This window comes from Candidatus Oscillochloris fontis (assembly GCF_004138135.1).
Lineage (GTDB): Bacteria > Chloroflexota > Chloroflexia > Chloroflexales > Chloroflexaceae > Oscillochloris > Oscillochloris fontis.
Genome location: NZ_RYFD01000058.1, coordinates 1 through 21,287 on the forward strand (window position 1 = coordinate 1; position 21,287 = coordinate 21,287).

Consider the following 21,287-nt stretch of genomic DNA (forward strand, 5'->3'; position numbering starts at 1 on the left):
TTCTGGCTGAAGCCAGCGAGAAACCCGCCTAACCGCTCGGCTAAAGCGTGGCGGCTTGCGGCGGGTTCAATCGGTCACCTCGCGGCTGATCAACAAGTGAGGCACTATGCTGGTACTCAACCTGTTACTCGCCATCATCTGGCTGGTTCTTCAGACCTCGTTCACCTGGGCTGACTTTGTGGTCGGCATGCTGGTTGGCTTTGTCATCATCGGGATGACCGAGAGCGCACTGACATGGCAACGCCCGTTTAGCGATAAGCAGATCAAGATTAGCTACGTCGGACGGGTGATCACGGTAATCCGCTTCATCGGCTTTGTGATCGGGGCGATCATCAAATCGAACCTGGATGTAGCATGGCTCGTCCTCAACCCACGCGCCGAATACCAACCAGGGATCGTGGGTGTCCCGCTCGACATCCAGAGCGATCTGGGCATCACCCTCATGGCAATTGTGATCACCCTGACCCCCGGCACCATCACCCTTGATGTGTCGAGTGACCGGCGTACCATGTACATTCACGCCATGAACGTGCGTGATCCCGATGCGCTACGTGCCGAGATCAAGGGCGAGTTTGAGCGCCGCGTGATGGAGATCTTCCCATGAACCTCTTTAGCATTGTAATGGGGATTCTGTTGTCAATCCTGGTCATCTCGTTGGGGCTAACGATGATCCGTCTTCTAATCGGCCCAAGCATCCCCGACCGCGCCATGGCCTTCGATACGATCATGCTGCATGTGGTTGGGATTGGCTCGATCACCGCCGCGCTGACAGATGCGGTCATGCTGATTGATGCCGTCATAGTCGTCGCTGTACTGGGCTTTTTAGGCACTGTCGCGCTGGCGCGCTACATCGAAGAGGGAGGCAACTGATGTCACTCATCGAAATCATCACGGTTGCCCTAACCGCAATGGGGGTCTTCTTCACCCTCGTCTCCTCCATCGGCTTGCTGCGCCTGAAAGACATCTACACCCGGGGCCATGCGGTCGGCAAAGCCGGCACACTAGGGGTGATCGGCATCTTGCTGGGGGTCGCCTTCACCTTCGGCGATGTGCTGACGGGACTGAAGTTACTGGCGCTAATCGCCTTCTTCTTCCTCACCGCCCCGGTCGCCACGCATATGCTCGAACGTGCCGCCTTTCTGGATGAAGTCAATCCGATTGCCAAAACCCAACCCAACGATCTTGAGGGACGCTATGATTATGAGACCCGGCGGTTGGGGTAACGACGCACCCATATGTTATGATGCGCATAGATAGGTTCATCGAAGAGGGCCGCTATGCATAACATTGAAGACCGGATTGCCTTTCGGGTGCGCATTCTCACCATCATCGAGGTCATCACGCTCTTCCTGGTACTCGTGATTGGCATCCTCGCCTTCCCCGAAATCTTCCTGATTATCATCACCTTCTGCACGATCGGCATCGTTGTGGCAGGTATTACCTACTGGTTGCGCAGCAGTCCAATCATCGAACTCCTGATCTATGGCAATATTGTAGTGATGCTGGCGCTACTCGCCGTGATTGACCCGATCAGCGGCTCACTGAGTGGCTCCACCTGGACCCTGTATCAAATCTGGCCGGTGGTGACGTCATTAGTCTTGCGCCGCATGCGTGCCACCCTCATCGCACTGGGGTTCGCGGCTCTGACCATGATCATTGGGGCGAGCCTCCAGATCAGTGGGCTTATTGAGGTGGTGTTGCGGGTTCCACCCGAAGTGCTCTGGTTCAACCTGAGCTTGCAACTGGTGGTGATGGTGATGATTGCGGCTATCATCGTCGAGATCAACCGCCAAGAACAGGCATCGTTCCAACAGGTGCTCGATCTGAGCCAGCAGCGCGAGCAACAACTCGCTGAAAATCAGCACTTGTTGGAACAGCAGGAAGTCCTCAATCGGGAATTGCGCAAATCACTGGAACAGGTGCGTCAACGTGAACAAGAACTACGCACTGAGCAGGCCCACAACCAGGATCTGATGCGCACTGTGGATGAACTGGTCGCCCCGATCATCCCGATTACCGATGAGATCGTCGTCGCACCCCTGGTCGGTACCTTCAATCAGGCGCGGCTGACCGTCCTCGCCGATGATCTGCTCAATCATGTGGGACGCCAGCATATCCGGGTGATCATCTTAGATGTGACCGGCCTCCTCACTTTCGATACCGCCACCGCCCAAGCGCTGCTAATGGTGATGGAGAGTTGCCGTCTGATGGGCACCGAGACCATACTGGTTGGTGTGCAACCAGAGATCGCCCAGACGATTATCGGCTTGGGGATTGATCTGCGCCACATCACTACACGGGCAACGCTCCAAGAGGCGATTAACGCGGCAACGGCACAGATTCGAGGATAGACCGATGCACCACGATCTGCATATACGTGCGGCTCGCCCAGAGGATCTGGTTCAGATCAGCGATCTGCTCACCCAACTCTACGCCGCCGAACTGCCCGGCGCATTGGGCGGCACACACGACAAACAGGCGGAGTTGCTACGTTTTACGCTCGCAGCCAAGAATAACCAGGGGCTACGTCACCGTTATGTTCTGTGTGATCAGAACGGTACGATCCTCGCCACTGCTGCCCTGGATATGCCAGGGGAACCCGCCTATGAACGCGCCCCCGACGGCACCATCGCCACGGCGCTCAAGGTACTGGGGGTGGGGCATACGGTACGGCTCCTGCTGACGGTCGCCCGCAGCATGCTGGTTCACCCCAATGAGCGACCCGCCGGCAGTGCGCTGCTGCATAGCGTGGTGGTGGACGAGGCTATTCGGGGGCAGGGGCTAGGGCGGGTGCTGATGGCAGAAATTGAGGCCAAGGTGCGCGCCAGTGGGATGACGACCATCGTGCTGCAAGTACTGGTTGCCAACCAACCCGCCCACCGCTTCTACCAGGAACTCGGCTACCAGCCCTACTGGCGCTCACCGAGCTACCTCAGCGCCCTGAGTTGGCCGATCATGATGTTGCGCAAAGAGATCGCGTAGGGGCGCGCCGCGACAAGAAAAATGTAATTTTGGTGGTATGGTTGGCCGCAAAGCGGCCAACCATACCACCAAAATGATGCGCCCCTACTCCAACGCCAACGACTCCGCCGGGCCAAAACGCACCTCCAACACCCCGTTACGGAAGAGCGCTTTGGTCGCTGGACGTTCAGCCAACGCCATAGGCAGGATCATATCACGGCGGAAGTTGCCGATCTCGATAAAGAGCTCATCACCGCGCTTGACCATCTGCACCTTGCCGATCTCGACATGGGGCAGCGGCAGCTTCATGATATACTCATCACCCTCGCGAATGATCTCCTGGGTCTTGCCGGTGAACTGCACCTTGGTCGGATCAGTATCGCCAAAGAGCCGATTACCCACCTCGGAGAGATCCTTCACCCCCGCCAAGTCACGCGCATAGTGTGGCCCCTCCCAGATCGGCAAGGGCTGGAAGATGTCATAGACCTGCTGGCGGTAGCCCTGCTGAATACGGGCTAGTTCCTTCATGAAGGCACCCTCAGCCGATTCGATGGGCAACACCCGATTGAGCACCACCCCATCAACTGGGTAGCCAAAGAGCGAGAGGTAGGTTGCGGCGCGTTGGGCCTCTTTGATCACCATGCGTTCAGGGTTGACCACCAAGCGGTAGGAACTCACCTCTGGGTCGGTCAGGGTTGCCCGAAGCGCCTCAACCCCCTTGGTAAGCCGCTCAATCGTCTCGAACATATCGGTAGCAGGAATAAGCGCCTTGACCAACGGGCGCGCCACCTTGAGCGTACCGGGTTCCCAGTCCATCACACGGGCCGCATACCACTGGAAGGTCTCCGGCATCGTCAGCAGGCGCACCGTCTCACCAGTGGGGGCAGCATCAACCACCACCACATCGAACTCACCCTCTTTGGCCTGGCGGCGGATATGGAGCAGGCTGACCACCTCTTCCATGCCGGGGATAATGGCCAATTCCTCAGCAGCCACCTCATCCACGCCACGCCGCCGCAAGAGCGTAGAGAGATAGACCCGCAACTGGCCCCAGTGCTCACGCACCTCCTCCAGCACATTAATCTCTTGCCCCCAAAGCTTATCCGTCAGTTTGGTAGGAAGGGCACCGAGGGGGGCATCCAGAGCATCTGCCAGGCTATGAGCCACATCGGTACTCACGACCAGGGTGCGGTAGCCCATTTCAGCGGCCCGCACCGCTGTTGCGGCAGCCGTCGTGGTCTTCCCGACGCCGCCCTTGCCGAGATAAAGTATCAGCCGCATCGCTACTATCCTTTACTCGCTGCGCGCCGCAGCCAGAGCGGCCGCGACGATTGGTGTCGCTGCTGCGCGGAGCCGCATGGCCCCACGAGTATCATGCGATTTGCCGTATGCTGCATTGTAAAGGCAGCGTTGCAGCCCGTCAATTTGCGGGCTATAAGTAACTGTTCACACTTGGGGTAAAGGCAGCTTCTGATTGACGCAAAGGCGCAAAGACGCAAAGGTTTTGTTGAAGGCTTTGCGCCTCTGCGTCTTTGCGTCAAAACCGGAATGCTAGGAGAACTGTGAACAGTTACGGTTACAATGCGTTTGAACTTCTGGGAAGCTGGAAGGGCGGTGGTGTCAACGAAAGGCCAGAATTATGAAGATTGATCATCGTTTAGTTAAGATCCTACAACACGCCCAGTCGGTCACCGTCCTCACCGGTGCGGGGGTTTCGGCAGAGAGCGGCATCCCCACCTTCCGTGATGCGCAAACGGGGATGTGGGCCACATTCAACCCTGAGGAATTGGCCTCACCGGAGGGATTTCAGCGCAACCCACGGCTAGTGTGGGAGTGGTATGCGTGGCGGCGCGAGTTGGTACAGCAAGCCCAACCCAACCCTGGACACGTGGCGCTGGCCGAACTTGAACGTCGGGTGCCGAGATTCACGCTGATCACCCAAAATGTAGACGGGCTACACCAGCGCGCCGGGAGCCAGAACGTAATCGAGCTGCACGGGAATATCGGGCGTGTCACCTGTTCTGCCGAGGGCACCCAGGTACATGAATGGGCGACCTCGGACGATACCGTGCCACCACGCTGCCCCAACTGCGGAGCCTTCCTGCGCCCCGATGTGGTCTGGTTTGGCGAGATGCTCCCCCGCGAAGCGCTGCAAGCCGCCTGGGCCGCCGCCGAGATGTGCGATCTCTTTCTTTCGGTCGGCACCTCCGGGGTGGTCGAGCCAGCCGCCTCGCTGCCACGGGCAGCCCGCCATGCCGGGGCAACCGTGGCGGTGATCAACCTTGATGTACCGGAGCAGAATCAACCACCGCTCTTCAGCATCCATGCCCGTTCGGGTGAGTGGCTGCCCGCCTTGGTACGGGCGGCATGGCCAACGTAGCGTCGCAAGATATTGCGTCGCTACTGGTACGGGCGGCATGGCCAACGTAGCGTCGCAAGATATCCCATCGCAAGACGTTGCGTCGCAATATCTTGCGACGCTACTTCACCTTCGCCTCCTGCAAGACATGTTCGATCAGGGCGTCCTTCTCGGCCCAGATCTGGTGAATCCAACCCTGGAAGGCGGCACGGAACACAGGATCTTCGCTATAATTCTTGTTGAGCCACTCCGATGGAATGGGCCGCTGCTCCACATGCACTACAACACGCCCTAACTGGCCACTCAGCAAGCCCCACAAATCTACCGGCCCATCAGGGTAAACAATCGTGACATCAAGGATGCCATCGAACATATCACCCATTGCGCCTATCGCACTCGCCATGCCACCCGCCTTGGGGCGGAGCAGATGGGTATATGGCGATTGCTGGGCAACATGTTTGGCCGCTGTACGCCGGGTACCCTCCAAGAAGTTGATAATCGCCGTTGGTGTATGACGAAACTTGGCACAGGCGCGCCGCGCCGTCGCCACATCTTTACCACGCTTCTCAGGGTGCTTCGCCAAGTACTCGGCGGAATAGCGCTGCATAAAGGGAAAATCGAGCGCCCACCAGGCAATCCCCAACAAGGGAACCCAGATCAACTCCTTCTTCAGAAAGAAACGCAGAAAGGGAATCCGATGGTAAAAGACCCGCTGAAGGACAGGAATATCAACCCACGAGTTATGGTTGCAGCAGATCAGGTAGTAGCCATCACGCCGTAAGCCCTCCAGCCCGGTCACTTGCCAAGCTGCCGACTGTGTTACACGCATCATCCAACTATCTACGGCCACCCAGTTCTCGGCAATCTGGACAAGCAACAGCGAAGCGCGTCGCCGTACAGCAGGAATGGGAACAAGGAATTTAACACCAGCCACGGCAAAGAGCAGCAGACACCAGAAGATGGTGTTGGTTGCAAAAGCAACTAACCCAATGATACCGAGGATGGGCGTGGGAAGAAATCGTAGCATCGTACCACCTCTAGCATGAATAGCGGAAGAACCTATCGCCTTACTCTAGCCCTATCGAATGTCACATGGAAGTGGCGGAGGGTTAGCCGTAAGACCTATCATCAGCCTACGGTTGCTAACACGGGGATGCCGCAGGTCACAACAAGTATGGCAATACCGCATAAGTCACGCTGTGAGGCATCTTGTCATTCCGAGCGCAGCAAGGAATCCTGACCGCGCCCCTTCACTTCGCTCAGGGTGACCGCGTTCCTTCTACTCTACTGCCAAGTATGGTAGGGACGATGCTTCGCCCATTTCTACGCACAAGGTGATGAATGGTACAATAGAAACCGTTCCATCAACTGACTCAGCAATTTCACACCAACGTAATAATTTTGTTATACATCAAGGCCGAAAAAACGCTCACGCGCCCTTTTATTAAGTTACACTAACCGACGTGAGCCTTTCAGGCTTCATTGATTACCCTTTGAGACCCACTATGGTGAGTCGTCATTGAGAGCACGATACGACTATGCAGGATTTCAGCGCACGGTTTGAAGAGTTGCGCCATAACTATAGCGCACAGTTAGCCGAAAAGGCCGCGCAGATGCTTGATGCATGGCAGCGTATCGAAGCGGGGACAACAACGCCAGCCGCCTTTGATGAACTCCAGCGCATCGCGCATAACCTCGCCGGAACAGGGAGTACGTTTGGGTTCCCTGAAGTCAGTAATACCGCCAACGCGCTTGATGCGGTGCTCAATCAACTGCGTCATGACGGGCAGGATGAATCGTTAGCAGCCGAGGTGCGCTATCTGCTCCATACACTGCATCAAATCTCCTTGGGCGGGGTCATTCCTGAACCCATCGAGCTGCCCACAACCCCAACCTTTAGCCTCAATAGCAGTATCTATTTGTTATTTAACACGAACGAAGAGGCTGAAAGCATCGCTGCCCAGGTTACCAACTTTGGCTATGAGACGCATATCTTCACCGATATTGATGCCCTCTCATTGCGAATGCACACCACTCCCCCCGATGTGCTGGTGGCCGATATGAGTTTTCTAGAACGCCCTGAGCGGCGCGTCGCAATTGACCGCCTGCGACGGCTTGGTCATACCCGAATCCCGCTCATGATCATCTCGTGGCGGAGCGATTTTGCCGCTCGTCTGCACGCGGTGCGGGTCGGTGGGAATGCCTATCTGGTGCGCCCGGTTGATACCGATACCCTCATCGATCATCTTGATGAGATTACCGAACGCCAGCGCGCTGAGCCCTATCGCGTCCTGATCGTTGATGACTCACGCATCCTCGCCGAGACGTATGCAACCTTCCTCAATGCAGCCGGGATGCAGGCGACGATCATTACTGATGCGACTGTGGTTCTCAGTGTGATCATAGATCTTCAACCCGATCTGATCTTGATGGATATGTACATGCCCGCCTGCGAAGGGCGAGAATTGGCGGCGGTGATTCGGCAGCAACCCGCGCTGAATAGCATCCCTATCGTCTTCCTCTCCGCCGAAATGGATCGGCGTACCCAACTGAATGCGCTTGAAGAGGGTGGCGATGACTTCCTCACCAAGCCGATCAATCCCGATCATCTCATCGCTGCGGTGACGATCCGCATTCGACGCGCCCGCATCATTCGCAGCCAAATGCTCCGTGATAGCCTGACCGGGCTCTTCAACCATAGTGTGACGGAGGATCTTTTGGTGCGTGAGGTGGCCAGGGCACAGCGGAAGAAGCGCCAACTCTCGATTGTCATGATTGATATTGATCACCTCAAGGAGATCAATGAAACCTATGGCCATGCGGCTGGAGATCGGGTGTTGAAGAGCTTGGCGCGGATGTTCCAGCAACGCCTGCGTATTTCTGACCTGATCGGGCGCTATGGTGGCGATGAGTTTGTGGTCATTATGCCCGATACCGATGGCCCAGTGGCCCTGCGGGTGATCGACTCGATCCGTGAACGGTTTGCCCTGATACAGCATCGCTCTGGAGCCTCAGAGTTCACTGTCACCTTCTCGGGTGGAGTTGCCACCCTCCAGGCTTCCGGCGATATCGCCACTCTCAATGAGAGTGCTGATATTGCACTCTACCAAGCCAAACATCACGGGCGCAACCAACTGGTACTGGCAACCCATACACTCTTCCGCGAGAACACCGTCCAGCATGAGGTAATTGATGTCTCGGCCATTGAACCGATTATGATCCATGGTGCCCAGGCGCGCATTCTGGTGGTTGATGACGATGAACATGTGCGTCTGTTACTCAATCATTGGCTGAGTGCCGCAAACTATGATGTCCATCTGGCAGCACTTGGGGAAGAGGCATTGACCATCGAGCCACAGATCAATCCTGATCTGATCCTCCTTGATGTCTTGATGCCCGATCTGGATGGACTAGAGGTGCTCGATGCCCTGCGCTCACGCGGCTGTGATGCGGCAATTGTGCTCACCACCGCCTTCGGTTCCGAGCGTATCGCGGTGACGGCCATGCGGCGCGGTGCCGATGACTACCTACGCAAGCCGATTGTGGTTGATGAACTCCAGACCGTTCTTGAGCGTAATCTGGAACGGGTACGTCTGCGCCGCCAAAATAGCGCCCTCCAACGCCAACTTGAGGAGCAGCGCAAGCAACTCGAAGTTGAGTTGGCCCGCGCCGCCCGCGTCCAGGCCGATCTGTTGCCGCGCCAAATGCCGCGTTTGCCTGGTTTTACGCTGGCCGCACGCTGTATCCCCGCCCGCCAAGTTGGGGGCGATTTCTACGACTGGCATAGCCCTGGGCCGGGCCTGCTCAACCTTACCTTTGGTGATGTGATGGGCAAGGGGATGCCCGCTGCCCTGCTCATGACGACGGTGCGGGCGGTGATGCGCTCGGTTGGGCGCCAGACGCCGCCACTGGTCAATCTGCGCTATGCCCTCACGGCGCTCGATGCCGATCTGAACCATGCGCGCGCCTTTGTGACCATGTTCCACGCCCAGTTGGATCTGGTCTCGCGACGTTTGACCTTTATTGATGCCGGCCACGGTCTCTGCTTTGTCCGCCGTGCTGGCGGGCGGGTCGATTCGCTCGGCCCGCGTGGCGTACCAATTGGCGTTCCCTCACGTGAGCCGTATGCCCAAGGGGAAGTCCAGTTCTACCCCGGTGATGCGCTGATTCTCTTCAGTGATGGGCTACTGGATACGTGGCCCGCCCTGGCCGATAATCACCTCATCTTGGCCGATCTGCTCAGTGATGACATTGAGGCCCAAGCGATGGTCGAGCGCATCCTGGCCCTGCCCGCCCTGGTTGGCTCGGTGATTGATGACCTAACAGTGGTGGTGCTAGCCTGTACGCCAGAGGAACAGAACTGATCCCCCGCCACTATATGTCGTTACTCGTCAGCAACACATACCCCATCCCACGTCGCGTCTGAAGCAACCCGGACGCCTCGGCGTCAACCCGCCGCAGCGCAGCCCGCAACCCGCTCACCGCCTTGTCGAGCGCCTCGGCATCCATGCCGGGGTCATAGTCGCGCCCCCAGACCGCCTCGGCGCATGCCTCACGGGTACACAGGCTACCCATCTGGCGATAGAGCAACGTGAGCAGGCGGAATTGGTTGGGCGGCAAACTGAGCGACTGATTACCCAGAAAAAAGGTCTGGGTGCGCTCATCAAGCCGCAGGCGGCTGGTGGTGACAATCGTCGGATCGGGATCGAGAAAGCGCAACACCTCGCCCGCCGCACCCAGGCCAATCCCATCACGATGGCTCAAGAGGTGGGGCACACTGAGCAACTGCCCATTGATGAAGGTTCCATTCGCGCTGCCCGCGTCGTGTAGCAGATAGCGTGGCCCAGAACGTACAATGCGCGCATGCAGGCGGGAGATGTTATTCCGTGGGATGACCACATCACAAAGTGGCGAGCGCCCCAGACTATGCTCCTGACCACTCAGAAGAAACTCGTCGGGGGCGACATCGTCACTCATCCCGATCAAACGGGCGAATGGGATGTCAACATCTGACATAGGTATATGACTCCACAGGGCATGTGCAAAGTCACCTCCGGTGGGGGTTCGGGGGCGGCTTCGCCGCCAAAAAACAACAAAAATTGGGGTTTGGGGCGCAGCCCCAAGGACTTTGCACATGCCCTATATGACTCCAGCGCAGAGTTGCGTTTTAGCGTGACTTGATGGATTATAACACTCAGGATTGCCCAACCGAGACAAGCAACACACTGCGCGGTTCAGGCTCGGCGGCCTTCTCGGCTTCCCGACACGCCGCGTACTGCTGCGGGGTGAGGTGCGTGGCGACCAGCGGGGCCAGATCCGCCCAGGCAACCAGGGGCAAAGCGGCCATGATCGGGTTCTCCACAGGCGGATCGAGCAGGTAGGCAGTGCAGGTTGGCGCAACCAAACCGGCATTGTGCATACGAGCGACGAGATCGTCACCAAGCCCATCACCCGCAGGTGGGGCCGGAGCGCACCAGGTGTCATACACCACCGGCGGCCATGCACGCGGGCGGACCCAGAGTTGGTAGGCACTCGCGATGACCAACCTTCCCTGCGGGCGCAGGATACGTCGAATTTCGCCCAACACATGTGCTGGACGTGAGAAGAACTCAAACGCCGCCACACACCAGACCAGATCGACCGACGCGGTAGCCAACGGCAGCGCATGGGCATCGGCGCTAAGCCAACTTGCGAGATCGCGTGGTACGCCCTGGGTAAAGCATGCCGAGTTGTGATCAATCCCTAACACCTGACCACCAAGTACGACATGTTCTGCAATCCAAGCCGTCTTCAACCCTGGCCCACAGCCAAGATCGAGCGCCACATGAACCGCCGTCGGACTGGCCATGTGTAAGACCGCCTGAAGCAATGGCGCATAGGGCGCATGTAATTCGGTTAGAGGTGCTTGCATGAACCCAGCCATCGAAATCCTCCGCCTCCACGCCTACGAAGGCCCCAATATCTACGGCCCACACGCCGGGGTGCTGCTACGCATACGCCACCCCAACGACAAAACCCAATACCTACGCCAGCAGATCCGCGATGCGGCCCAAACCGTGGGCCTCGTCATCGCCTACCTTGAGACCGAAGCTCACCCGCATGAAACCGGCGTTCTGCTTCAGGCGCGTTTTAATACCAACCAGCCAGCGATTGGGGCAGCACTCTGCCGCATCATTGTAGACGCAATGCGCAATGAGGCTGTTGACGATGATGCACTACTCGATCTCGCCAGCCACTGCCGCGAGACCGCTCTCCCCACCAGCGCTGTGCAACTCATCGCCGAAGCCCGCCGCCGGGGTCTGCCTACGCTCCTCCGCCCCGATGGGCGGCTCCAACTCGGCTATGCCGCCCGCAGTTGGGTCTGGGAGACCCACACAGATGCCATCCCCGATCCGCCCTGGGAGCATATCGGCAGCATCCCGATCACCCTCGTCACCGGCCATGATCTGCGCACCGCGCTGGTAAAACGCAGTGCCGCTGACATGCCCGTCTATACCGCTGATGACCTCGATTGTGACGCGCTCCGCAATCTGCTCTGCGATCCCAGCATTGAGGCGTTGGTAGCAGGACTCAACACCGATAGCCTCGTGCGCTATGGGCTGCCGCTCGACCGCTGCGAACAGGCGGTGATCGGCGACATGGGCGGCTCACGCCCACCCAGTGCCGACTCGGATGCGGAGTGGTTGCGCGCGATTGGGCTACCAATGCTCCTCAGCCCCAATCCGGCCCTCTTCAACCTGAGCGACCCGCGCCTACACGCCCTGATCCCCTATGCGCTAAATGGGGTAATTGGTCTCTAATTTGACGCTGCTTTTTGCGCTCTGGTATACTTGATGTCTCAAATGTCAAATTCCTGTTTTTGTTGGTGTTTGGCGGCTACGCCGCCAAACACCAACAAAAAAGATCTTCGGGGGCGGCGTAGCCGCCCCCGCCCCCCCCACCAGAGGTGGGGGTTGTATACATTCTACCTAGAAGGTGAAGCTACCTGCCGTGGTAACGCCAAAGACAATTGTAGGGCATCTCGCCCCAGACCTGGACTGTCTTGTGGCGATGTGGATATTAATCCGCTTTGGTGGTGCAAAAGACGCGGATCTCGTCTTTGTGCCTGCCGGACGCACACTCGACAACCAAGCCGCCGACACATCACCTGAGATCGTGCATGTTGATACCGGCGGTGGTCGTTTTGACCATCACCACACCGCCGATACCACCCTCAGCGCCGCCGAGCTGGTGCGCCGCGAGTTGGTCCCCGCTGACGCCGTCTTGCAGCGGTTGGTAGATCAGGTGACGCGCCTCGATCACGCCGAAGCCTACCCCGGTCGTCAGGCGATCTTCTTCAACATCAACGACCTGATCGCGGGCTATAATGCGCTCTACCCCAACCGGCCCCACCATGTAGCCCAGGCAATGTTGGCCAACTTTGATGCTTGGTACGAGCATGAGACACGCCAGTTGCGCCTCGAACGCGCCTTTGCCCGCCGCCTTGAGTTCGAGACGCGCTGGGGGCTGGGGATTGCCATGCAGAGCGATGATGGCGGATCGAGTCGCCTCGCCTATAGCCATGGGGCGGTATTGTATGCCTACCGCGACCGGCGTGGCTACATGGGGGTGGCGGCGCAGCAGCGCTCAAGCGTCGATCTTGAGGCAGTCTACCACGATCTCCAACGGGTGGACGCCGAGGCGGATTGGTACTTGCACCCCAGCCACCGTCTGTTGCTGTGTGGAACCCCTAAGGCTCCCCCCGAACACTCTTCCAACCTCTCACTGGAAGAACTCGTGGGCCTGCTCAAAGTGGGCTGCCCACGAGCACACCGCTAAGGGGCTATCCAAATCAACCTTTGCAACATCAGACGCGGAGTCGTAGGGGCGAAGCATCGCCCGCCAGATGACCACGAAAACCCCCAAACATGTTGGGGGCGATGCTTCGCCCCTACAATCTTACGTTCATGTCTATGGGCGCAGCCGCCCCCAAACCCCCACTACGCAAACGAGAATCCCTCGCCCCGATGCGTTGCTTCACGATCCATCTGCTCTAATACCCGCCCCAGACTCTGTTGAGCACGGTACTGCAACGACTTGATCGAACCTTCGCTCCGTCCCATCTGGCGGGCAGTCTCGGCAATCGAAAGATCATAGATATAACGCAACCGCAATACCTGAGCCTGAATCGGGTTGATCTGGCTGAGTGCCCGCTCCAACCCGGCCCGCTGGGCACTAACCTCAATCTCATTGTCACGCGGATCTTCAATCTGCTCTACCCACGTATCTAGTGAGACCATCGGCATTCGTTCGCGCCGTCGGAGGACATCAATCATTCGATCATGGGCGATGCGGTAGAGCCATGATGAGATTGACCAACCCCGATCCTCGTAGCGATCAATGCCTTCCAACATCCGCACAAAGACATCCGATTGGAGATCGCGCGCCAACTCATGGTCGTTGACGCGGAAGTAGATGTAGCGGTAAATGTCAGCGGCATAACGCTCGTAGATCGCGCTCAAAGCTTGAGGATCGGATTGTTGGGCACGGCGAATCACCTCAGGGCTGAGACCGGACGGCGCGCTCATGACTGCATTCCTCTCTTCTTGGAGTGTTAGGGTTGGATCGTCGCGTGGGGCTAAGTATAGGATGCCAGTCCCGTTTTGTAGGTCATAGTTATGTACAGTTTTAGTTCGTACTCTGTCATACGGGCGTGAGTATGCTACAATAATGACGTTGCGGTTGCTTGATCGTTGGTAGGAGGAATGGGCCTTGCGCGATATCTTCTCGACGCCAAGCGATGATGGGTTTCCACGCGGTACCGATGATAATCTGGAGTTGCTGAAAGCCTGGGGCGGTTCGACGCTGGCGTATGCCATTTTTCAGACCGGGGCTGATCGCCTCTTCAGCGCGACCTTCATCCAGAACCTCGTCATCGCGGCAATTGTGTGTGGGTTGGCCTTTGTCCTGCACGAACTGGCCCACCGGGTCGTGGCGCGCAGTTATGGTGCCGAAGCCCACTTCATTGCCAATAACCAATGGTTGCTGATCTCCATCGCCATCTCACTCGCCGGGATCTTCATCGCCGCCCCCGGTGCGGTATGGCATCGCGGCCACCTCACCCTCAAGCAGAGTGGCCTGATCGCCCTCGCGGGTCCGGTCACCAATCTGGTACTCTCGATCTTCTTCTTGCTGCTACTCTGTCTGCTTGTTCTAGTGGGTATCCCCTTGCCCATGTTCGTCCTGATCACCTTGATCATTGGCTTTAAGTTCAATGCATGGCTGGGTCTCTTCAACATGATCCCCGCCGGGCCATTCGACGGTACTAAGGTGTTGGCCTGGAACTGGCAGGTCTTTGCTGTCACTGTTACGGTGGGGCTCTTCCTGGCCTTCGTGCTGAATGAGCGCATGGTGATCAATCTGCTTGTCAGTCTGCGCGGCATGTAGCCGCATCATGGCTCTCTTGATGATACAGAAGGTAGAGTAACGATCTATGCGCACGCCAATCATCGCCGGAAACTGGAAAATGTACAAGACCTTGGGCGAGGCCCGCGAGTTGGTCGCCGGTCTGCTGGCGGGGCTAGGTGAGGGAGCCGCGTGTGAAGTCGTGGTCTGTCCGCCCTACACCGCGCTTGCCAGCGTGGGCGAGCAGGTCGCCAACACCCCGATCAGCCTAGGGGCACAAGATGTCTTCTTTGAGGCGCAGGGAGCCTTCACCGGGGCCATCGCACCCCAGATGCTCTGTGATGTAGGCTGCCGCTATGTGATCGTTGGCCACAGCGAGCGCCGCCAGTATTTTGGCGATACCGATGCCACGGTGAATCGCAAACTGCACGCCGCACTGGCCAATGGCCTGCGCCCGATTATGTGTGTAGGTGAGAGCAAGCCCCAGCGCGACGCCGGTGAGGCCGAGGCGATTGTCACCGCTCAGGTGCGCGCCGGGTTGGCCGATGTAACCGCCGCCCAGATGGCCGAGGTTGTGATTGCCTATGAGCCGATCTGGGCGATTGGCACCGGCGATACCGCGACTTCCGCCGATGCCCAGGCCATGCACGCGGCAATTCGGGCCACGCTGGTCGAGATCTTTGGTGCCGAGACGGCCCAGACGGTACGCATCCAGTATGGTGGCAGTGTTAAGCCCGATAATGTGGATGAACTCATGGCGCAGCCCGATATTGATGGCGCACTTGTTGGTGGTGCTGCACTCAAAGCCGATAGTTTCCTGCGCATTATTCAATTTCAGTAGAATCTCATGCATGCGCGTTGCTACGGATATGCGTAGCAACGCGCACCCTAGGGCATCGGCAAAGTCTTGGGGTTGAAGCCCCAAACCCCAACAAAAAAGATCTTCGGGGGCGGCTACGCCGCCCCCGATCCCCCACCAAAGGTGACTTTGTCCATGCCCTAAGGAGTACCATCCTCAATGTTAGAAATCATCATTATTGTCGTGCTCTCGCTCGCCAATGGCATCTTTGCCGCAACCGAGATCGCGATGGTCTCTGCCCGCCGTGGTCGTCTGGAACAGCGGGCCGCAGATGGGAACGCGGGTGCCGCTACCGCCCTCAAACTCCAAGATGATCCCAACCGTTTCCTCTCCGCCGTTCAGGTCGGCATCACGCTGATTGCCACCCTGAGCGGCGTCTTTGCGGGAGCAACCCTGACCGCCCAACTCGCACCGAGTCTGGAGACACTTCCCCTCATTGGCCCCTATGCCGTCCCCATGGCGCAAGCAATCGTGGTGATCCTCGTCTCCTACCTCTCGCTGGTGCTGGGTGAACTGGTGCCCAAGCGGTTAGCCCTGCAAAGTGCCGAAGCAGTCGCATCCTTCATGGCCCGCCCGATGAGCTTCTTGGCCTGGATCAGCACCCCCGTGATTACCATCCTCACCGGCTCAACCAACATCATCCTGCGCCTGCTCGGTCGGGCGAATGTCGAGGAGGAGCGCGTTACCGAGGAGGATATCCGCGCCCTGGTGCGTGAAGGTGCGCAGGGTGGCACCGTCGAACTCCAAGAGCAACAGTTCATCGAGAGTATCTTCAAATTTAGCGACCGCGCCGTGCGCAATATCATGACCCCGCGCCATGATGTGGAGATGCTCGATGCGGATGCAACCTTGGGCGAGGTGATTGATGAACTACTGGAAAGTGGCTATTCGCGCTTCCCGATCTTTGAAGAGACCTCCGACCGCATCATCGGTACGGTGCATGTGCGCGATCTGCTACTACTCTACCGCCGCCAGGGTGATCAAGCCCTCGTGCGCGAGGCGGTAGCGCCACCGCTCTATGTTCCCGAAAATAGCCGCGCCAGCGCCCTGCTGGCCACCTTCCGCAAGGATCGTCGCCATATGGCGCTGGTGGTGAGTGAGTTGGGCGGGATTGAGGGCGTAGTGACGCTCGAAGATATCTTGGAGGAGATCGTCGGTGAGATTGGCGATGAGTTTGATGAGGCCGAAACCCCTGCCGTGGTTGTTCGCGAGGATGGCTCGATGCTCGTCGAAGGTTCGCTCAATATTGATGATGTGAAACATTTGCTCGATGAGGATGATCTTCCCGATGAAGAGACCTTCCGCTTCGATACGCTTGCCGGGTTTGTGATCAGCCTCATGGGCAAGATCCCGCGTACTGGTGATGTGATCCACTGGAATGGCTGGTGCTTCGAGGTACTCGATATGGATGGCCTGCGCGTGGATAAAATTCTTGTTTCGAAGCGGCAGGTGGAATAAGCGCTGTGCTATACTGATGCTGAACATAGGGGCGAAGCATCGCCTTCCATGTGGTCTAGGGAACATGAACTGGGTTGGCGGGCGATGCTTCGCCCCTACAAGGTTTCGGATGAGAAGAGGAGAGATCCTATGGCCGGTGAAGTGACCCTGCGGGCAACCCTCGCCCGCCCGTATCTCGCAGCAACGACGACACCCCAGGTTGCCTACGCGCTGATCGAGGTGCAGCCATCGGCGGTGATGGCGCAGGTGCGCACACCAGTCAATGTCAGCTTTGTGCTCGACCGTAGCGGCTCGATGAAGGGTGACAAGATTGACCGCGTGCGCCAGGCGATTGCGCTGGCGGTTGATCGGCTCGATGCCCAGGACATCGCCTCGTTGGTGATCTTCGACCATCGCACCGAGGTGTTGATCCCGGCGGGGCCGGTGACGGATCGGCGCATGATCAAGGATCGCGTCAGCCGTATCCGCGATGCCGGTGGCACCAAGATCGCCCCCGCCGTGGAGAAGGGGCTGCGCGAGATCGAGAAGGATCGCAGCGGGGCCATCCGCCGCCTCGTCTTGCTCACCGACGGCCAGACCGAGAGCGAGGATGATTGCCTGCGCCGTGCCGATGATGCCGGACGCATCGGTGTTCCGATCACCGCCTTGGGGGTCGGCCAAGACTGGAATGAAGATCTGTTGATCGAGATGGCCAACCGCTCCGGCGGTACCGCCGACTATATCGCCCGTGCTGATGAGATTACCGAGTATTTCCAGAATACCGTCCAGCGTGCCCAGAATAGCGCCATCCAGAATAGTGCCCTCAACCTGCGCCTCGTGCAAGGGGTGACGCCGCGTGCCGTCTGGCAGGTCATCCCGCTGATCAACAACCTGGGCTACAAACCGATCTCCGACCGTGACGTGAGCGTCACCCTCGGTGAACTTGAGACTGGCCAGGGACGCACGCTGCTGGTCGAGTTCTTGGTTGATCCGCGCCCCATCGGCAGTTACCGGGTTGGGCAGGTCGAGATCACCTACGACATCCCGGCGCTTAATGTGGTCGGCGAAAAGGCGCGCATTGATATTATGCTCACCTTCACCGCCGATCAAGCCCAACTCAACCAAGTCACACCAAATGTCATGAACATTGTCGAGAAGGTTTCGGCCTTCAAGTTGCAGACCCGCGCCCTCCAGGATCTGCAATCCGGCGATGTGGGCAGCGCAACCCAAAAGCTCAAGAGCGCGGTCACCCGCCTGCTCAACCAGGGTGAAGTGGATCTGGCCAACACGATGCAGCAGGAGATCGCCAATCTGGAACAGAACGGCCAGCTTTCCAGCGAGGGTCAGAAGACGATCAAGTTTAGTGGGCGCAAAACGGTGCGCCTGAGTGATATTGATATTCCCAAGGAGTAGGAACAAGGCCCGTCGTTGCGGGCCTTCTTCCGGCATATGCATATCCTGATCACCAACGACGACGGCTACCAAAGCCCTGGTTTAGCCGCTTTGCGCCGTGCCCTTACCCCGCTCGGCGAGGTGGCGGTGGTCGCTCCCGACCGTAACTGGAGCGCTGCGGGCCACTATCGCAAACTCTTCGATCCCATGCGTGCATGGGAAGGTACCCTGATTGATGGCTCACCAGCCATGATCTGTGACGGCACCCCCGCCGATTGTATCGCCCTGGCTACGATGGGCCTACTGCCGCAGAAACCCGATCTGGTGGTTTCGGGGATCAACCTAGGGGCCAACCTGGGCAGCGATCTGCTCTACTCAGGGACGGTGGCCGCCGCAATGGAGGGCATGATCTTCGGCCTACCCGCAATTGCCGTCTCGCAGAACAACGGCCACCGCACGCCGCACGACTTCCGCGCCGCCGAGGCAGCCGTGACGCGCATCGTGGCGCAGGTGTGCCAGCACCATATGCCCAAAGGCGTACTGCTCAACGTCAACATCCCCGCGCTACCCCCAGAGGAGGTACGTGGCATCCAGGTGGCACGGCTGGGCCAGCGTACCTACCGCGACGAACTGGTTGTGCGCCACGACCCACGCGGGCGGCCCTACTACTGGATCGGCGGTGCCGAACCCGAAGATCTGCACGAGGAGGGCACCGACGTGGCCGCGATTGCCGCCGGGTATGTGAGTGTCACCCCGGTGCATATGGATCTGACCAGCCATAAATGGCTGGATGAGGTGCGCAGTTGGGGGTTGGAGTAGGGATGCCGTGGCTGCCACAGGCGTTGGCTGAGCCTGCCGAAGCCAACGCCACCGGTTTTGATAGGCTACATGTCTTGCATTAGCGTATCTTCATCATCCGCTTGTTGTGCATAGTTATACGCATTGATAATTGATCGTATTTCTGCTGGCGAAATATCAGATTGTTCTGTCTTCGAATATATGGTAATGAGAATGATGGTTGTATCAGGTTTTTATGGTGTGACGTGGTTGATCTGTGCCTCGTGCCATCCTTGGTGCAGGCTCTCATTTGCGGGCTTCAAGGAGATGCTCTCACGAAATGTTTGCACGAGTTGGAGCAGATATGGCAAGTATTCCTCAGGAAGCGTATTGATTTCATGGAGTACTTGTTCGCGATAAGCAGTGGTGGTGGTCATCACGATTTCCTTTCCGTTAATACCTTTACTATACCACACCCTGATCACATGTTCGCTTCAAAGCGCTATGCTATACTCTTGCCCACACTCCTCCGCTAACGCCTGCACAACATGGTGAGGTGTACGATGGACATGGACGAGCAAACGCAGCAGCAGCACCTCCTTACCACCCACCGCAACCGTCTCGCCGTGCTTGTGAAGCAACAATCGCAGTTGGGGAGCGCACACACCCCGCCGGGTACCATCACCGACATTGCGGCGGCGCGTGCGGAGATTCGGCGCATCAAAGCCTACCTGCGTGCGCAGGGGGTGGAGGTTGCCGATCTCCCAGATGATGACGCGCCACCACCGTCGGAGATCGCGCCGGGAGCGGAAGCGGCGAGCGGGGCAGGCGATCATGTCGGGGGAGACAAGATCGAGGCGGGGAACATCACCAACAGCCAGGGCGTGGTGATTGGGCGTGGGGCGAGTGCGCACGTTGATAATCGCAGCGGATTCTTTATCGGCCACACCCGCATCACACTGGCGGTCCTTGGGGGATCGTACTACTCGTCCTGCTCTTCGGGGCGGTTATGGCCGGCGCGAACATCCATGGGTTCACCAGCGTTCTCAAGCAGAGTGGCATGATCCCGGCCTTTCCTGCGGAGCAACCGGGCGAGACCCTACTCGTCATTGCGACCTTTCGCTACACCGAGGGCATTCAAAACACAGTGCCCCACGAGAAGATCCGCGCAGCCATCTACGAGGTGCTGAAGACCGTCGAGGTGCCCAACCTGCGGATCGCAATTGCCCCGGTGGTGTTGGCTGCGGTTGACCGTGAAGGAGCCGAGCAACTCGGAGCACGCTACAACGCCAGCATCGTCGTCTGGGGCGAAGATACTGGTGTGCAAGGTGCTGGTCAACTTCCTCAACCGCCGCGAGCCGACCTCCTCCGCCGCTGATATGACGATCAACGAGACCGAGCGCGTCCAGATTGCCCATCCCGATGCCTACACCTCTTTTATTACCCGCGACCTACCGCAGCAGATGACCTTCCTGGCGCTCTTTGCCGTTGGCCAATCGGCTTATGCCCAAAAGGACTACCCAACCGCCACCCAGGTGATTCGCCACGCCCTCGATAGCGTACAGGAACACATCCCCAGCACCGATGAGGCCGATGATCGCAACTTCCGCGCCGGGGTCGCTGATGCCTACTTCCAACTCGGCTGGCTCTATCTGGTACCGGGGCAGGACAATGCGCAAGCCGTGCATGCATACGATCAGGCACTGATCCTCAATCCAGAGGATGCCGCAGCCTACACCAACCGGGGCATCGCCCGCTATGATCAGGGCAATCTGGATGGCGCCATCGCGGACTATACGCAGGCGCTTGCCCTCGACCCGCAGTATGCCGCAGCCTACACCAACCGGGGGTTGATCTACAAACGGCGCAACGAGCGTGAGGCTGCGATTGCCGATTTCCTTAAAGCCCGCGATCTCTTTACCAACCCTGCGCACAAACAATATGCGATTGATCGTCTCAAAGAACTTGGGGTTGAGTAGGATGGGAGAGATACCCATCGCCCCTTGGTTCACCGCCGAGGATGGGCGTAGGGGCGCGTCACGACGCGCCCTATACCCCTCAAGCTACGCGATGTGGTGTCATCAAAACGCTGGAAATCATCGCCCCCCAACCAACACG

Annotated in this window: 23 protein-coding genes; 16 read left to right on the plus strand and 7 right to left on the minus strand. The window is 58.4% G+C overall.

What is annotated here, in order from left to right; translation table 11 throughout:
• Positions 1-106 precede the first annotated feature (106 nt).
• The 5 genes from EKD03_RS16165 to EKD03_RS16185 are packed head-to-tail and all read left to right on the plus strand — an operon-like array spanning position 107 to position 2,982.
• Complete coding sequence (locus EKD03_RS16165; RefSeq protein ID WP_129633135.1) at positions 107-604, plus strand: Na+/H+ antiporter subunit E; 498 nt, start codon at positions 107-109, stop codon at positions 602-604.
• Positions 601-870, plus strand: coding sequence for an MrpF/PhaF family protein (locus tag EKD03_RS16170; RefSeq protein WP_129633137.1), 270 nt, complete (start codon positions 601-603; stop codon positions 868-870). The genes EKD03_RS16165 and EKD03_RS16170 overlap by 4 nt, the downstream gene beginning before the upstream one ends.
• Positions 870-1,223 (plus strand): monovalent cation/H(+) antiporter subunit G, encoded by a 354-nt coding sequence (gene mnhG, locus EKD03_RS16175; protein ID WP_129633139.1) that lies wholly within the window; start codon positions 870-872, stop codon positions 1,221-1,223. Before EKD03_RS16170 ends, mnhG begins: the two co-directional genes overlap by 1 nt.
• Positions 1,224-1,277: 54 nt before the next feature.
• The gene (locus tag EKD03_RS16180) at positions 1,278-2,351 is read left to right on the plus strand and encodes an STAS domain-containing protein (RefSeq protein WP_129633140.1); all 1,074 of its coding nucleotides are present in this window, start codon (positions 1,278-1,280) and stop codon (positions 2,349-2,351) included.
• A 4-nt stretch (positions 2,352-2,355) separates the two neighbouring features.
• Positions 2,356-2,982, plus strand: coding sequence for a GNAT family N-acetyltransferase (locus tag EKD03_RS16185; RefSeq protein WP_129633142.1), 627 nt, complete (start codon positions 2,356-2,358; stop codon positions 2,980-2,982).
• A gap of 84 nt (positions 2,983-3,066) precedes the next feature.
• On the opposite strand, the gene EKD03_RS16190 is transcribed toward EKD03_RS16185, so the two are convergent.
• A complete protein-coding gene (locus EKD03_RS16190) occupies positions 3,067-4,242 on the minus strand; it encodes an ArsA family ATPase (RefSeq protein ID WP_129633144.1) in 1,176 nt (391 codons plus the stop codon).
• 358 nt (positions 4,243-4,600) lie between these two features.
• Between EKD03_RS16190 and EKD03_RS16195 the strand changes: the two genes are divergently transcribed.
• Positions 4,601-5,341, plus strand: coding sequence for an SIR2 family NAD-dependent protein deacylase (locus EKD03_RS16195; protein ID WP_129633146.1), 741 nt, complete (start codon positions 4,601-4,603; stop codon positions 5,339-5,341).
• 100 nt (positions 5,342-5,441) lie between these two features.
• On the opposite strand, the gene EKD03_RS16200 is transcribed toward EKD03_RS16195, so the two are convergent.
• Entirely contained in the window at positions 5,442-6,347 is a 906-nt protein-coding gene (locus tag EKD03_RS16200; RefSeq protein WP_129633148.1) for an acyltransferase, read from the minus strand.
• Positions 6,348-6,858: 511 nt separating this feature from the next.
• On the opposite strand from EKD03_RS16200, the gene EKD03_RS16205 reads away from it, so the two are divergent.
• Positions 6,859-9,684, plus strand: a complete 2,826-nt coding sequence (locus EKD03_RS16205; RefSeq protein ID WP_129633150.1) for a response regulator — start codon at positions 6,859-6,861, stop codon at positions 9,682-9,684.
• Between the two features lie 10 nt (positions 9,685-9,694).
• Here the strand turns inward: EKD03_RS16205 and EKD03_RS16210 are convergent, their stop codons facing one another.
• Entirely contained in the window at positions 9,695-10,336 is a 642-nt protein-coding gene (locus EKD03_RS16210; RefSeq protein WP_161569292.1) for an FHA domain-containing protein, read from the minus strand.
• Between the two features lie 178 nt (positions 10,337-10,514).
• Complete coding sequence (locus EKD03_RS16215) at positions 10,515-11,231, minus strand: class I SAM-dependent methyltransferase (protein ID WP_161569293.1); 717 nt, start codon at positions 11,229-11,231, stop codon at positions 10,515-10,517.
• Here EKD03_RS16215 and EKD03_RS16220 point away from each other — a divergent pair.
• Together EKD03_RS16220 and EKD03_RS16225 are read left to right on the plus strand one after the other, a co-directional pair.
• Positions 11,230-12,120: a DUF4938 domain-containing protein gene (locus EKD03_RS16220; RefSeq protein WP_129633156.1), complete on the plus strand. Its 891-nt coding sequence runs from the start codon at positions 11,230-11,232 to the stop codon at positions 12,118-12,120. The two genes, EKD03_RS16215 and EKD03_RS16220, sit on opposite strands and share 2 nt — an antisense overlap.
• A 250-nt stretch (positions 12,121-12,370) precedes the next feature.
• Entirely contained in the window at positions 12,371-13,138 is a 768-nt protein-coding gene (locus EKD03_RS16225) for a hypothetical protein (RefSeq protein ID WP_174842889.1), read from the plus strand.
• A 161-nt stretch (positions 13,139-13,299) separates the two neighbouring features.
• Here EKD03_RS16225 and EKD03_RS16230 read toward each other — a convergent pair whose 3' ends face one another.
• The gene (locus tag EKD03_RS16230; RefSeq protein WP_129633160.1) at positions 13,300-13,887 is read right to left on the minus strand and encodes an RNA polymerase sigma factor; all 588 of its coding nucleotides are present in this window, start codon (positions 13,885-13,887) and stop codon (positions 13,300-13,302) included.
• Between the two features lie 184 nt (positions 13,888-14,071).
• Here EKD03_RS16230 and EKD03_RS16235 point away from each other — a divergent pair, with 184 nt between their 5' ends.
• The 5 genes from EKD03_RS16235 (at position 14,072) to surE (ending at position 19,211) form a co-directional block, all read left to right on the plus strand.
• Positions 14,072-14,746 (plus strand): zinc metalloprotease, encoded by a 675-nt coding sequence (locus EKD03_RS16235; protein WP_129633162.1) that lies wholly within the window; start codon positions 14,072-14,074, stop codon positions 14,744-14,746.
• A gap of 46 nt (positions 14,747-14,792) precedes the next feature.
• A complete protein-coding gene (gene tpiA / locus EKD03_RS16240; RefSeq protein ID WP_129633164.1) occupies positions 14,793-15,545 on the plus strand; it encodes a triose-phosphate isomerase in 753 nt (250 codons plus the stop codon).
• A gap of 177 nt (positions 15,546-15,722) precedes the next feature.
• Positions 15,723-17,021 (plus strand): hemolysin family protein, encoded by a 1,299-nt coding sequence (locus EKD03_RS16245; RefSeq protein WP_129633166.1) that lies wholly within the window; start codon positions 15,723-15,725, stop codon positions 17,019-17,021.
• A gap of 129 nt (positions 17,022-17,150) precedes the next feature.
• Positions 17,151-18,413, plus strand: a complete 1,263-nt coding sequence (locus EKD03_RS16250; protein ID WP_129633168.1) for a vWA domain-containing protein — start codon at positions 17,151-17,153, stop codon at positions 18,411-18,413.
• Positions 18,414-18,449: 36 nt separating this feature from the next.
• Positions 18,450-19,211, plus strand: coding sequence for a 5'/3'-nucleotidase SurE (surE, locus tag EKD03_RS16255; protein ID WP_129633170.1), 762 nt, complete (start codon positions 18,450-18,452; stop codon positions 19,209-19,211).
• Positions 19,212-19,423: 212 nt separating this feature from the next.
• Here surE and EKD03_RS16260 read toward each other — a convergent pair whose 3' ends face one another.
• Complete coding sequence (locus tag EKD03_RS16260; RefSeq protein WP_129633172.1) at positions 19,424-19,606, minus strand: hypothetical protein; 183 nt, start codon at positions 19,604-19,606, stop codon at positions 19,424-19,426.
• A 57-nt stretch (positions 19,607-19,663) separates the two neighbouring features.
• Positions 19,664-20,116, minus strand: a complete 453-nt coding sequence (locus EKD03_RS16265) for a hypothetical protein (RefSeq protein ID WP_129633174.1) — start codon at positions 20,114-20,116, stop codon at positions 19,664-19,666.
• A gap of 62 nt (positions 20,117-20,178) precedes the next feature.
• Between EKD03_RS16265 and EKD03_RS16270 the strand changes: the two genes are divergently transcribed.
• Both EKD03_RS16270 and EKD03_RS16275 read left to right on the plus strand, forming a co-directional pair.
• Positions 20,179-20,547, plus strand: a complete 369-nt coding sequence (locus EKD03_RS16270) for a hypothetical protein (RefSeq protein WP_129633176.1) — start codon at positions 20,179-20,181, stop codon at positions 20,545-20,547.
• Positions 20,498-21,148 (plus strand): tetratricopeptide repeat protein, encoded by a 651-nt coding sequence (locus EKD03_RS16275; RefSeq protein ID WP_129633178.1) that lies wholly within the window; start codon positions 20,498-20,500, stop codon positions 21,146-21,148. The genes EKD03_RS16270 and EKD03_RS16275 overlap by 50 nt, the downstream gene beginning before the upstream one ends.
• The last annotated feature ends 139 nt before the right edge of the window (positions 21,149-21,287 follow it).

Bases quoted from the DNA above. Each gene is read 5' to 3' on its own strand.
- EKD03_RS16165 (WP_129633135.1), top strand. From the start codon at position 107: ATGCTGGTACTCAACCTGTTACTCGCCATCATCTGGCTGGTTCTTCAG.
- EKD03_RS16245 (WP_129633166.1), top strand. From the start codon at position 15,723: ATGTTAGAAATCATCATTATTGTCGTGCTCTCGCTCGCCAATGGCATC.
- EKD03_RS16180 (WP_129633140.1), top strand. From the start codon at position 1,278: ATGCATAACATTGAAGACCGGATTGCCTTTCGGGTGCGCATTCTCACC.
- EKD03_RS16215 (WP_161569293.1), bottom strand. From the start codon at position 11,231: ATGCAAGCACCTCTAACCGAATTACATGCGCCCTATGCGCCATTGCTT.
- EKD03_RS16270 (WP_129633176.1), top strand. From the start codon at position 20,179: ATGGCCGGCGCGAACATCCATGGGTTCACCAGCGTTCTCAAGCAGAGT.
- surE (WP_129633170.1), top strand. From the start codon at position 18,450: ATGCATATCCTGATCACCAACGACGACGGCTACCAAAGCCCTGGTTTA.
- EKD03_RS16230 (WP_129633160.1), bottom strand. From the start codon at position 13,887: ATGAGCGCGCCGTCCGGTCTCAGCCCTGAGGTGATTCGCCGTGCCCAA.
- EKD03_RS16250 (WP_129633168.1), top strand. From the start codon at position 17,151: ATGGCCGGTGAAGTGACCCTGCGGGCAACCCTCGCCCGCCCGTATCTC.
- mnhG (WP_129633139.1), top strand. From the start codon at position 870: ATGTCACTCATCGAAATCATCACGGTTGCCCTAACCGCAATGGGGGTC.
- EKD03_RS16190 (WP_129633144.1), bottom strand. From the start codon at position 4,242: ATGCGGCTGATACTTTATCTCGGCAAGGGCGGCGTCGGGAAGACCACG.
- EKD03_RS16225 (WP_174842889.1), top strand. From the start codon at position 12,371: ATGTGGATATTAATCCGCTTTGGTGGTGCAAAAGACGCGGATCTCGTC.
- EKD03_RS16220 (WP_129633156.1), top strand. From the start codon at position 11,230: ATGAACCCAGCCATCGAAATCCTCCGCCTCCACGCCTACGAAGGCCCC.
- EKD03_RS16260 (WP_129633172.1), bottom strand. From the start codon at position 19,606: ATGACCACCACCACTGCTTATCGCGAACAAGTACTCCATGAAATCAAT.
- EKD03_RS16205 (WP_129633150.1), top strand. From the start codon at position 6,859: ATGCAGGATTTCAGCGCACGGTTTGAAGAGTTGCGCCATAACTATAGC.
- tpiA (WP_129633164.1), top strand. From the start codon at position 14,793: ATGCGCACGCCAATCATCGCCGGAAACTGGAAAATGTACAAGACCTTG.
- EKD03_RS16170 (WP_129633137.1), top strand. From the start codon at position 601: ATGAACCTCTTTAGCATTGTAATGGGGATTCTGTTGTCAATCCTGGTC.
- EKD03_RS16195 (WP_129633146.1), top strand. From the start codon at position 4,601: ATGAAGATTGATCATCGTTTAGTTAAGATCCTACAACACGCCCAGTCG.
- EKD03_RS16185 (WP_129633142.1), top strand. From the start codon at position 2,356: ATGCACCACGATCTGCATATACGTGCGGCTCGCCCAGAGGATCTGGTT.
- EKD03_RS16210 (WP_161569292.1), bottom strand. From the start codon at position 10,336: ATGTCAGATGTTGACATCCCATTCGCCCGTTTGATCGGGATGAGTGAC.
- EKD03_RS16200 (WP_129633148.1), bottom strand. From the start codon at position 6,347: ATGCTACGATTTCTTCCCACGCCCATCCTCGGTATCATTGGGTTAGTT.